The sequence below is a fragment of the Acidovorax sp. SUPP2825 genome (genome assembly GCF_030158995.1).
In the GTDB taxonomy this organism is placed as follows: Bacteria; Pseudomonadota; Gammaproteobacteria; order Burkholderiales; family Burkholderiaceae_C; genus Paracidovorax.
This window is the reverse complement of the sequence record NZ_BQXK01000010.1, coordinates 75,778-86,919: the sequence shown is the minus strand read 5'-3', so window position 1 is coordinate 86,919 and position 11,142 is coordinate 75,778. Positions and strand designations below refer to the sequence as shown.

Below are 11,142 nucleotides of genomic sequence, written 5' to 3'. Positions count from 1 at the left end.
ATTTGATAGCTTTCAAGGCATATAAATCTAGGGCATAAGCCCTTTTCGACCATTGAGCCCCCGATGCCCCCTGTGCTTGCTTCCCTCCGCGCGCGCCTGACGGCCGCGTGGCGCGGCCACGTCGCGCCGCTACTGGCGCGCGCCTGGGCCTTCGCCGCCCGCCACCTGCGGTCCCGCCGCGCGGTGCTCTGGGCGTTGCTGGCCGTGCCCCTGGCCCTGCTGCTGTACGTGCTGGCCCTGATCCCGTTCACTCCGGCCATCAGCGACATCCGCAAGGCCAAGACCGAGCAGCCCGCGCAACTCGTCTCGGCCGATGGCCGCCTGCTGGCCGAATACAAATGGGTCAACCGCGAATGGGTGGCGCTGGAGGACATCGCCCCTTCGGTGAAGGACGCGCTCATCGCCACCGAGGACCACCGCTTCTACGACCACTTCGGCCTCGACTGGCGGCGCACCGGCTCGGCGCTGATCCGCACCCTGGGCGGCGACAAGCAGGGCGGCTCCACCATCACGCAGCAGCTCGCGCGCAACCTCTACCCCGAGGACATCGGCCGCGCGCCCACGCTCACGCGCAAGCTGAAGGAGGCCATCACGGCGCTCAAGATCGAGGTGCTGTACTCCAAGGACGAGATCCTGGAGACCTACCTGAACACCGTGCCGTTCCTGTACAACGCCTACGGCATCGAGATGGCCGCGCGCACGTACTTCGACAAGTCGGCCGGCAAGCTCACCGTGCTGGAGAGTGCCACGCTCATCGGCATGCTCAAGGGCACGAGCTACTACAACCCCGTTCTCAACCCCGAGCGCGCGCAGGAGCGGCGCAACACCGTGCTGTCGCAGATGAAAAAGCGCGGCAAGCTGTCCGCCGCCGAGTACGACGCCTTGTCCAAGCGGCCGCTGCGCATCCGCTTCGAGCGCCAGATCGAAACCGCCGGCCCCGCGCCGCACCTGGCGCAGCAGCTGCGCAAGCAACTCATCGACTGGGCCGACCGCAACGGCTACAGCCTGTATGCCGACGGGCTGGTGATCCGCACCACCATCGATTCGCGCCTGCAGACCCTCGCCAACCAGGCGGTCGCCCGCCAGGGCCGGCAGTTGCAGGGCGTGGCCGACGGCGCCTGGGCCTCGCGCAGCGCTTGGAACCCCAAGGGCCCGCTGGTGCAGGCGCTGGTGCGCGAATCGGCGCAGTACGAGGCCGCCGTGGCCAAAGGCGCCACACCCGACGAAGCCCTGCAGGGCCTGCTGGACGACGCGCCCTTCCTGCGCCAGTTGCGCCAGCAAAAGACGCGCGTGCAGGCCGGCTTCCTGGCGCTGGACCCGCGCAGCGGCGAGGTGCGGGCCTGGGTAGGCAGCCGCGATTTCGCCACCGACCCCTTCGACCACGTGCAGGCCGCGCGCCGCCAGCCGGGCTCGACCTTCAAGCCGTTCGTGTACGGTGCGGCCTTCGCCAACGGGATGCTGCCCACCGACACGCTGATGGACGAGGCGGTGGAGATTCCCCTGGGCGGCCGCCAGGTCTGGCGCCCCACGGATGAAGGCCCGCCCAGCAACGCACCCATGACGCTGGCCGACGGCCTGGCGTACTCCAAGAACACCATCACCGCGCAGGTCATGCAGAAGGTCGGCCCCGAGCGCGTGGCGCGGTGGGCGCAGGCCATGGGCGTGCGCGAGTCGCGCCTGGATGTGGTGCCCTCGCTGGCGCTGGGCACCAGCCCCGTCACGCTCAAGGAAATGGTGGCCGCCTACGGCACCATCGCCAACGGCGGCCAGTACCGCGCGCCCATCGTCATCACGCGCATCGAAGACAAGAACGGCAAGGTGCTGGAAGACTTCGCGCCCGCCGACCCCGAGCGGGCCGCGGGCCTTTCGGCCGTGCAGACCCTGCGCGACGCCATGCGCGGCGTGATCGACAAGGGCACGGGCGCCGCGATCCGCACCCGCTACGGCATCACCGCCGACGTGGCGGGCAAGACCGGCACCACGCAGGACAACACCGACGGCTGGTTCATCCTGATGCACCCGCAACTGGTGGCGGGGGCCTGGGCCGGCTTCAACGACGGCCGCATCACCCTGCGCAGCGATTACTGGGGGCAGGGCGCCCACAGTGCGCTGCCCATGGTGGGCGAGGTGTTCCAGCAGGCCCTGCGCACCAAGGTGATCGATGCACGCGAGCGGTTCATCGACGAGGAGGAGAAGAGCGGCTGGGTGGACAACGCCGTGGGCGGCGTGCGCACCTGGGTCTACGACCTCTTCGGCCGCCGCACCGGCCCGGCCGCCGACACGCCGCCGCCCGCGCAGGGCATGGCCCCGGTCGAGCCCGCGATGCGTCCGGCCTCCGAGGCGTCGGCACCGCAGAACCTGCCCGAGGCCCCGGACATTTCCGAGGCGCCGCTCAAGCCGCTGCAGGATGCCACGCCCGACGCGCCGCCCGTGGCCACGCCGATCGAGGGGGGCGGCAGCCTGCCGGGCGCGAGCTTCGGCGGGCAGCCGACCGTGCCGGCGGTGCCGCAGTCACCGGGGCAGCCTGCGGCGCCGTCACCGGCCTCTCCCCAAAGTGGCGGTACCGGCGATGCCGCCGCGCCCATAGCGCCGGCCTCGGCGGGCGGCGGGCTGCCGTTCTTCATCGAATCCAAGCCTTGAAATCTTGAATCAGTCTTGCACAAGCGTGCGTTCCTATAATGCCCGACTCCAAGGGAAAGCCACTGGCCCGTATTTGCCGGTGGGCAATACAAACGCATGACCGTCAGCGCAATGCCAAACTTTCAAGATATCTGGAAAAACCATCCAAACGTCAAAGGCGATGCGCCTCTGCTGAACAAAGCGGCCTACGAAAACCAGTGCGCTATTAATTTTTCAGCCGCCCTCATGCGTGCCGGCGTGGACTTCAAAACATTTCGAGGGGTGCGATCCTGGCAACAGGGTACGGAGAAGTATCCGATCCGTGCGCAGGAGGTGGCCGACTGGGTGGCGGCTGGAGGAACCCGCTTGCCGATCCGCATAGAAAAGTTCACAGGCGCACAGGCATTCGGTCACGCAGAGAGCAGTGCGGGCATGAAGGACCGCACTGGGCTCGTATTCTTTCAAAACTACTGGGGGCCAGGAATGCAGGGGGACCACATCGACTTATGGAACGGTAGCCGGTTGAGCGACCGTGGGTCATGGCTGCGCATTCACTTACGCATCGGCGGTTTTGGCGTCCACAGCATTTTTAGCGACGTTTCCGATATGGAAAAAGCCCAGGCCGTATGGTTCTGGCAACTCGCATGAAAGCCGCTCTCCACGTCATTTTCGGGGCACTGTTGGGCGCGGCCTTCGGCGTGCTGGGTTCTGTGACTTACGACCGCCTGTTTGGGGCGGGTTACCCCCTCAATGATGAGCAATCCAACACGTTGGCAATCGTGTTGGTGTTCGGGGTTTTGCCGGCATCCACGCTGGTTGGCGCGATCACCGGCTATGCACTGCATCGGCGGCGCGTGCGCAAGATTTGATCGCGATAGCTTTCGAGGGTGCCAACGTGTTGTTGACGGGTACGGGTGTCGCATACACGCGCTTTCCGCACGCCATGCACCGCAGCGCGACCGCTCTCCGCTATGCTTGCCGGCGGTGCGTTCGCGGCCGGTGCCATGGCCGCCGCGCCGTTGCGATCCTCTCCCTCAACCTCTGGATACCCTTGCCATGATTGCTCGAAAAATGCGTTCCCTGGTCGCCGCTGGCGCCGTGATCTGCCTGTCGCTCGTGACCGCTGCCCACGCCGGCCCCCGGCTGGACAAGATCATGGAAAGCAAGGTCCTGCGCGTGGGCACGCCCGGCGACTACCGCCCCTTCGCCATCAAGACCGATGCCGGCTACAGCGGCCACGACATCGACGTGATCGAGCTCATGGCCAAGGAGCTGGGCGTGAAGGTCGAATACGTGGCCACGAGCTGGCCCAACCTCATGAAGGACCTGCAGGGCGACAAGTTCGACGTGGCCGTGGGCGGCATCACCCGCAACGTCACGCGCATCCGCCAGATCGAGATGCTCCCCGGCTACGCGCCGTTCGGCAAGGTGGCGCTGGTGCGCACGGCCGACAAGGCCCAGTACCAGACGCTGCAGGACCTGAACAAATCGTCCGTGCGCGTCATCAAGAACCCCGGCGGCACCAACGAAACCTTCGTGCTGCAGAACCTGACCGCCGCGCAGGTCAGCACGCACGACAAGAACGCCGAAATCCCCGCACTCATCGCGGAAGGCAAGGGCGACGTGATGATCACCGAAACCTACGAAGCCCTGCACTACGCCAAGGCCGACCCGCGCCTGACCGCCGCATTCATCGACGCGCCGCTCACGCCCACCAACACCCTGGGCTTCATGCTGCCCAAGGACGATGCCGACTATTCGCGCGTGATGGAGTTCGTCTGGGGCCTGCTGGATGCCCGCGGCACGCTCAAGCAGTCGGCCGACAAGTGGCTCAAGTGATCGGCTGAGGCCATCTTCGGGCGACCGCGCCGGTAGCGGCCCCCCGAAAAGCCAAAGGGCGCAGGCCACGGTGACGTGGCTGCGCCCTTTTTCCATGGGGCAGGCGGCAGGGCCCGGCCCGCGAAGGCAGGCGGGTCAGTCGATGTCCACGCAGTGCAGCCCGAACCTGCCCGCCTTGCGGTCGGCGAAATAGCGCTCCAGCGTGGTCTTCACGGTGCGAAAGGCGATCTCGTCCCAGGGCACCTCGTCCTCGGTGAACAGGCGCGCCTCCAGGGTTTCGTAGCCCGGATCGAAGGCGTCGCTGAGCAGCTGGGCCAGGTAGAAGAAATGCACCTGCCCCACGTGCTGCACGTTCAGCAGGCTGAACAGCGGCCCCATCTGGATCTGCGCGCCGGCTTCCTCGTCGGTCTCTCGCTCTGCGCCCTGCGCGGTGGTCTCGTTCAGTTCCATGAACCCCGCGGGCAGGGTCCATTTGCCCCGGCGCGGTTCGATGGCGCGCCGGCACAGCAGCACCTGATCGTGCCACACGGGCACGGTGCCCACCACGTTCAGCGGGTTCTCGTAGTGGATGGTGTGGCAGGCCGGGCAGACGGCGCGGTGCTTGGTGTCGCCATCGTCGGGAACGCGGTACACCACGGCCGTTCCACATTCGCGGCAGTGCTTGATGGGGCTGCGGGAGGTCATTCGTTTTTCTGAAAATGAAGCGTCGTGGGGCGGTGGAGCGGGAACAACGGCCCCGGCCGATGGCCGCGAGGCCAGGGCGGGGCCCGAGGGGCTGTCAGGCCACGGCCAGGCGCAGCGTGCCCAGGCCGTCCACGCCGCCTTCGAGCGTGTCGCCGCGCACCACGGCGGCCACGCCCTCCGGCGTGCCCGTGAAGATCAGGTCGCCGGGCTGCAGCTCCCACGCGGCCGACAGGTGCTCGATCGTTTCGGCGATGTTCCAGATCAGCTGCGAGACGGTGCTGCGCTGGCGGTCGGCGCCGTTCACCTGCAGCCAGATCGCGGCCTGCGCCACGTTGCCTGCCTGCGCGGCCGGGGTGATGGGGCCGATGGGAGCGCTGTGCTCGAATGCCTTGCCGATCTCCCAGGGGCGGCCCTGCTTCTTCATGTCGTTTTGCAGGTCACGGCGCGTCATGTCCAGGCCCACCGCATAGCCATACACGTGCTGCAGCGCGTCGGCCGCGGTGATGCCCTTGCCGCCCTTGCCGATGGCCACCACCAGTTCGATCTCGTGGTGCAGGTTGGCGGTGAGCGTGGGGTAGGGCAGCGTGCCCGTCTGGCCGGCATCGACCACGACCAGGGCATCAGCGGGCTTCATGAAGAAGAAGGGCGGCTCGCGGCCGGTGAAGCCCATTTCCTTGGCGTGTTCTTCGTAGTTGCGGCCCACGCAGTAGATGCGGTGCACGGGGAATCGGTCGCCGGTGCCGATGACGGGCACGCTGGCCACGGCCGCGGGAGGAATCACATAGCTCATGTCTGCCTTTCGTCGAAAAGGGACGGCGTGGGGCTGGCCGCGCCGGGTGCAGGGAGGGCCGCGCGGCGGCATCGTGCCGGCGCGGGCGCAAACCGGCAGTGTGCCACGGGGCCGGCGTGGTCGCTGTCCCCGGCGGGGCGGCGTTATGCTCGCCGCACCATGAAGCTGTTCAACTACTTCCGTTCATCGTCCTCGTACCGCGTGCGCATCGCCCTGGGGATCAAGGGCCTGCCTTACGACTATGTGCCGGTGCACCTGGTGCGTGCCGAACACCGCCTTCCCGCCTATGCCGACCGGCTGGGCGATCCGCTCGTGCCGGCGCTGGTCACCGACGACGGCCACACCCTGGCGCAGTCGCTGGCCATCATCGAGTACCTCGACGAGACGCACCCCGAGCCGCCCCTGCTGCCCGCCGACCCGCTCGGCCGCGCCCAGGTGCGGGCGCTGGCGCAGATGATCGCCTGCGAGATCCACCCCATCAACAACCTGCGCGTGCTCAAGTACCTCACGCAGGAGCTGCAGCAGAGCGAAGACACCAAGACCGCCTGGTACCACCACTGGACGCGCAACGGCCTGGCGGCCTTCGAACGCCAGCTGGGCCTGCTGGCGCAGGAGCGGCAGGCGGCAGGACTGGCCCCCTCGCAGTTCTGCTGGGGCGACGTGCCCACGCTGGCCGACTGCTGCCTGGTGCCGCAGATCTTCAATGCCCAGCGCTTTCGCGTGAACCTGGACGGCCTGCCGCTCACCATGGCCGCGTGGGAAGCCGCCATGGCGCTGCCCGCCTTCCAGGGCGCGCACCCGTCCGCCTGCCCGGACCACGAAGCCTGACCGCGCCGATGTCCATGCCACCACCGGGCCACGATTGGCTGGTGCCCGACTGGCCAGCGCCCGCCCATGTGCGCGCGCTGTGCACCACGCGCTCGGGCGGCGTGAGCGCCGCACCCTACGGCGCCCTCAACCTGGGCGACCACGTGGGGGACGATCCGCAGGCGGTGCAGGCCAACCGGCGCATCCTGGGCGACGCGCTGCGCTGGGGCGGCGGCCAGACGGCCCGGCCCGTCTTCCTGCGCCAGGTGCATGGCTGGCAGGTGGCCGCGCTCGGCCCCGACACCCCGGACGGCACCGAGGCCGATGCCTGCACGGCCACCGGGCCGGGTGTGGCCTGCACGATCATGGTGGCCGATTGCCTGCCGGTGCTGCTGACCGATGCGCGCGGCACCCGCGTGGCGGCCGCGCATGCGGGCTGGCGGGGGCTGGCAGGGCAGGACGGCCGCGGCGTGCTGGAAGCGGCTTTGGAGTGTTTTAGGCCTCCAGCGCAATCAGAACTAGGGCATATTGCTATGAAAAAAGTAGCATCTGCCTCGCAGGCGCTGGAATCCGTGGCGGAGCCTGCGGCGGATTCCTGGGGAGATTGCATCGCCTGGCTGGGCCCGTGCATCGGCCCGACGGCGTTCGAAGTGGGCCCGGAAGTGCGCGCCGCGTTCTGCGACGCGCTGCCTGCGGCCGACCGGCATTTCAGCCCGCAGGGCGGAGGCAAATACCTCGCCGATCTGGCCGGCCTGGCGCGGCAGCGGCTGCAATCCCTGGGCGTGGACCGCGTCTACGGCAATGACGGCAGCGCCGCGTGGTGCACTGTGGGCCAGCCTTCACGGTTCTTTTCGCACCGGTACGGCAGCGCCTTCGGCGGCAGCGGGCGCTTCGCTGCCTGCATCTGGCTCGACCGCGCCGCCGGCGGCTGATGGCGGCGATGGCGTGGGGGCGGGCGTCTGCCCTGCGGCTGCCGCCTGTGCGGCGTCGCGCTCGGCCAGCTGCCGCGCATGGATCGCGCGTTTGCGGCCCGGCGTGCCCAGGATGTACACCACGATGGACATGGGCAGCAGCCCGTAGAGGGCAAAGGTGATGATGGCGCCGAGCACCGTGCCGTTCGGGGCCATGGCTTCGGCCACCGCCATTAGCAGCGTGACATACAGCCATCCAATGACAACGAGATACATGTGAGGGCCTGGGTTGGAAGGCAGTTGGTGAAAAAAGGCAAGCGGCGTTGCCACGGTGCTCGCCGCTCGGCAACAATGGCCGCAATGGTCCGCCCCTGACGCGGCCATGCATATTCTTGTGGAGGAGACGAACATGGCGGATTCTGAAGCACCCTGGGGAGCGGACACCCAGGCATTCCAGCAGTTCCAGCAAATGCTGGGCAAGGGCTGGACCCAGGCGATGCAGGCTTTCCAGCAGGCCGCCCCGGCGGGCGCTGCAGGCGCCTTCGCCAAGGCGCCTACTGCTTCGGTGCAGTTCACCCCCGAAAAGCTCGCGGCCCTGCAGCAGCAGTACGTGAAGGAGGCCACCGCGCTGTGGACGCAGGGCGCACAGGCCAACGCCAGCGCGGACCGCCGTTTCAGCGGCGAGGCCTGGGCCCAGAACCCCGTGGCCGCCTTCTCGGCGGCGGCCTACCTGCTCAACGCGCGCACCCTCATGGGCCTGGTCGATGCGGTCGAAGCCGATGCCAAGACCCGTGCGCGCATCCGGTTCGGCGTGGAGCAATGGATGGCCGCCATGGCACCCAGCAACTTCCTCGCCTTCAATGCCGAGGCCCAGAAGAAAGCCATCGAAACGCAAGGCGAGAGCATCGCCAAGGGCGTGGCCAACCTGCTGCACGACCTGCGCCAGGGCCATGTCTCGATGACCGACGAAAGCCTGTTCGAGGTCGGCCGCAACGTGGCCACCACCGAGGGCGCGGTCGTGTTCGAAAACGCGCTGTTCCAGCTCATCGAATACAAGCCGCTCACGGACAAGGTGCATGAACGGCCCTTCCTCATGGTGCCGCCGTGCATCAACAAGTTCTACATCCTCGACCTGCAGCCCGAGAACTCGCTGATCCGCCATGCCGTGAGCGAGGGGCACCGCACCTTCGTCGTGAGCTGGCGCAACCCCGACGACTCGCTGGCCCATAAAACGTGGGACGATTATGTGGAAGAGGGCGCGCTGGCCGCCATCGGCACGGTGCAGGACATCACCGGCGCGGCGCAGATCAACGCCCTGGGTTTCTGCGTGGGAGGCACCATCCTGAGCAATGCGCTGGCCGTGCTGGCCGCGCGCGGCGAAGAGCCGGTGGCGAGCGCCACCTTCCTCACCACGCTCATCGACTTTTCCAACACCGGCATCCTGGACGTGTTCATCGACGAGGCGTTCGTGCAGTTCCGCGAGCTGCAGATGGGGAAGGGCGGCATGATGAAGGGGCAGGATCTGGCCTCCACGTTCAGCTTCCTGCGGCCCAACGATCTGGTGTGGAACTACGTGGTGGGCAACTACCTCAAGGGCGAGACGCCGCCGCCGTTCGACCTGCTCTACTGGAACAGCGACAGCACCAATCTGCCCGGGCCCTTCTATGCCTGGTACCTGCGCAATTTCTACCTCGAGAACAACCTGGTGCGCCCCGGCCGGCTCACGGTGTGCGGCGAGGCCATCGACCTGAATCTCGTGGATTTGCCGGTGTACATCTACGGCTCGCGCGAGGACCACATCGTGCCCATTGATGCGGCCTATGCCTCCACCCAGGTGCTGCCGGGCAAGAAGCGCTTCGTCATGGGCGCGTCCGGCCACATCGCCGGCGTGATCAACCCGCCCTCCAAGAAAAAGCGAAGCCACTGGCTGCGCGAGGACGGCCAGCTGCCCGGCACGCTCGACGAATGGCTCAAGGGCGCCACCGAGCATCCCGGCAGCTGGTGGATCGACTGGTCGCGCTGGCTCAAGGGCCATGCGGGTAAGCTGGTCGCGGCGCCCAAGGCCTATGGCCGTGGCACGCGTTTCAAGGCCACCGAACCGGCGCCGGGGCGCTACGTCAAGCAAAAAGCCTGACGCCGCAGTGTGTGCGCCGGGCGGCTGACACAATCGGCCGCACGGGCGCGCCGCGGCCCGCAGGGCTCCCCGATTTCAAGATTCCCGTTTCTGCACAAAAAGGACTGATATGGAAGACATCGTCATCGTTTCCGCCGTTCGCACGGCCGTGGGCAAGTTCGGCGGCGCGCTCGCCAAGACCCCCGCCACCGAACTGGGCGCCATCGTCATCAAGGAGGCCCTGGCCCGCGCCAAGGTACCGCTGGACCAGGTCGGCGAAGTCATCATGGGCCAGGTGCTGACGGCCGGCGTCGGCCAGAACCCCGCACGCCAGGCCATGATGAAGGCCGGCGTGGCCAAGGAAACCCCTGCCCTCACCATCAACGCGGTCTGCGGCTCGGGCCTGAAGGCCGTCATGCTGGCGGCCCAGGCCATCGCCACCGGCGACAGCGAGATTGTGGTGGCCGGCGGCCAGGAGAACATGAGCCTGTCGCCCCACGTGCTCAACGGCTCGCGCGAAGGCCAGCGCATGGGCGACTGGAAGATGGCCGACACCATGATCGTCGACGGCCTGTGGGACGTGTACAACCAGTACCACATGGGCATCACCGCCGAGAACGTGGCCAAGGAACACGGCATCACCCGCGAGCAGCAGGACGCGCTGGCCCTGGGCAGCCAGCAGAAGGCCGCCGCGGCGCAGGACGCCGGCAAGTTCGCCGATGAGATCGTGACCGTCAGCCTGGCGCAGAAGAAGGGCGACCCCGTGCTCTTCAATGCCGACGAATACCTCAATCGCAAGACCAATGCGGAGGCCCTGTCGGGCCTGCGCCCGGCCTTCGACAAGGCCGGCTCCGTCACCGCGGGCAATGCGTCGGGCCTGAACGACGGCGCCGCCGCCGTGGTCGTGATGAGCGCCAAGAAGGCCGCCGAACTGGGCCTGGAGCCGCTGGCACGCATCGTGTCCTACGGCACCAGCGGCCTGGACCCCGCCACGATGGGCATGGGCCCGGTGTCTGCCACCCGCAAGGCCCTGAAGCGCGCCGGCTGGACGGCGGACGACGTGGACCTGTTCGAGCTGAACGAGGCCTTCGCCGCCCAGGCCTGCGCGGTGAACCAGGCCTTGGGCCTGGATGCCGCCAAGGTGAACGTGAACGGCGGCGCCATCGCCATCGGCCATCCCATCGGGGCGTCCGGCTGCCGCGTGCTCGTCACGCTGCTGCACGAGATGAAGCGCCGCGGCGCCAAGAAGGGTGTGGCCGCCCTGTGCATCGGCGGCGGAATGGGCGTGTCGCTGGCGGTCGAGCGGGCCTGAACGGCGCGCGGTCCCTTGACCGCGGCCCTTCTGCATGAAGACAAAAGCCGCACTTCGGTGCGGCTTT

General features: G+C 67.9%; 11 protein-coding genes. 8 read left to right on the top strand and 3 right to left on the bottom strand.

Features of this window, described 5'->3' with window-relative positions; translation table 11 throughout:
* Positions 1-63 precede the first annotated feature (63 nt).
* The 4 genes from AVAK2825_RS14140 to AVAK2825_RS14125 all read left to right on the top strand — a co-directional run bounded on the left by AVAK2825_RS14140 (position 64) and on the right by AVAK2825_RS14125 (position 4,458).
* The gene (locus AVAK2825_RS14140; protein WP_284399788.1) at positions 64-2,640 is read left to right on the top strand and encodes a penicillin-binding protein 1A; all 2,577 of its coding nucleotides are present in this window, start codon (positions 64-66) and stop codon (positions 2,638-2,640) included.
* Positions 2,641-2,736: 96 nt separating this feature from the next.
* Positions 2,737-3,267 carry a type VI secretion system amidase effector protein Tae4 gene (locus AVAK2825_RS14135; protein WP_272569527.1) on the top strand — a complete coding sequence of 177 codons (531 nt, stop codon included), beginning with the start codon at positions 2,737-2,739 and terminating at the stop codon, positions 3,265-3,267.
* Positions 3,264-3,488: a hypothetical protein gene (locus AVAK2825_RS14130; protein ID WP_272569525.1), complete on the top strand. Its 225-nt coding sequence runs from the start codon at positions 3,264-3,266 to the stop codon at positions 3,486-3,488. The genes AVAK2825_RS14135 and AVAK2825_RS14130 overlap by 4 nt, the downstream gene beginning before the upstream one ends.
* A 187-nt stretch (positions 3,489-3,675) precedes the next feature.
* Positions 3,676-4,458 (top strand): transporter substrate-binding domain-containing protein, encoded by a 783-nt coding sequence (locus AVAK2825_RS14125; protein WP_442867380.1) that lies wholly within the window; start codon positions 3,676-3,678, stop codon positions 4,456-4,458.
* 135 nt (positions 4,459-4,593) lie between these two features.
* On the opposite strand, the gene AVAK2825_RS14120 is transcribed toward AVAK2825_RS14125, so the two are convergent.
* Positions 4,594-5,142, bottom strand: a complete 549-nt coding sequence (locus AVAK2825_RS14120; RefSeq protein ID WP_284399787.1) for an NUDIX hydrolase — start codon at positions 5,140-5,142, stop codon at positions 4,594-4,596.
* Between the two features lie 94 nt (positions 5,143-5,236).
* Complete coding sequence (locus AVAK2825_RS14115; protein ID WP_272552681.1) at positions 5,237-5,932, bottom strand: fumarylacetoacetate hydrolase family protein; 696 nt, start codon at positions 5,930-5,932, stop codon at positions 5,237-5,239.
* A gap of 159 nt (positions 5,933-6,091) precedes the next feature.
* Between AVAK2825_RS14115 and maiA the strand changes: the two genes are divergently transcribed.
* Entirely contained in the window at positions 6,092-6,760 is a 669-nt protein-coding gene (maiA, locus tag AVAK2825_RS14110; RefSeq protein ID WP_272569521.1) for a maleylacetoacetate isomerase, read from the top strand.
* 14 nt (positions 6,761-6,774) lie between these two features.
* Positions 6,775-7,671: a purine nucleoside phosphorylase YfiH/LACC1 family protein gene (locus AVAK2825_RS14105; protein WP_284400102.1), complete on the top strand. Its 897-nt coding sequence runs from the start codon at positions 6,775-6,777 to the stop codon at positions 7,669-7,671.
* Here AVAK2825_RS14105 and AVAK2825_RS14100 read toward each other — a convergent pair.
* Positions 7,579-7,926 carry a hypothetical protein gene (locus tag AVAK2825_RS14100; RefSeq protein ID WP_284399784.1) on the bottom strand — a complete coding sequence of 116 codons (348 nt, stop codon included), beginning with the start codon at positions 7,924-7,926 and terminating at the stop codon, positions 7,579-7,581. The genes AVAK2825_RS14105 and AVAK2825_RS14100 overlap by 93 nt on opposite strands.
* A 133-nt stretch (positions 7,927-8,059) precedes the next feature.
* Here AVAK2825_RS14100 and AVAK2825_RS14095 point away from each other — a divergent pair, with 133 nt between their 5' ends.
* The gene (locus tag AVAK2825_RS14095) at positions 8,060-9,784 is read left to right on the top strand and encodes a PHA/PHB synthase family protein (RefSeq protein WP_284399782.1); all 1,725 of its coding nucleotides are present in this window, start codon (positions 8,060-8,062) and stop codon (positions 9,782-9,784) included.
* A gap of 109 nt (positions 9,785-9,893) precedes the next feature.
* Positions 9,894-11,075: an acetyl-CoA C-acetyltransferase gene (locus AVAK2825_RS14090; RefSeq protein WP_284399781.1), complete on the top strand. Its 1,182-nt coding sequence runs from the start codon at positions 9,894-9,896 to the stop codon at positions 11,073-11,075.
* The last annotated feature ends 67 nt before the right edge of the window (positions 11,076-11,142 follow it).